Source organism: Achromobacter sp. SIMBA_011, from assembly GCF_046535435.1.
GTDB lineage: Bacteria > Pseudomonadota > Gammaproteobacteria > Burkholderiales > Burkholderiaceae_B > Achromobacter > Achromobacter dolens.
This window is the reverse complement of sequence record NZ_JAWRWN010001260.1, coordinates 1-234: the sequence shown is the minus strand read 5'-3', so window position 1 is coordinate 234 and position 234 is coordinate 1. Positions and strand designations below refer to the sequence as shown.

Annotated in this window: 1 pseudogene; it reads left to right on the top strand. The window is 62.0% G+C overall.

Features of this window, described 5'->3' with window-relative positions:
* A pseudogene (locus SB816_RS35105) lies at nucleotides 1-234 on the top strand (amidohydrolase family protein); the annotation flags it as partial.

The window sequence follows — 234 nt, the reverse complement described above, 5'->3', positions numbered from 1 at the left end:
CATGGGTCCGCGGATCTTTCCCAGCGGGGCGATGATCTCTCAGACTTCAGGGCACGGCGACTTTCGCAGACGCAACGAGTTGCCGCGCACTGCGCTGTGCTCGCTCAGTGCAGCGGAAGTAGCCGGCATATCCTCGATCGCAGACGGTGTGCCGGACATGCTCAGAAGAGTGCGTGAACAGCTGATGCTAGGCGCGAGCCAGATCAAGATCATGGCGGGCGGCGGAGTGTCTTC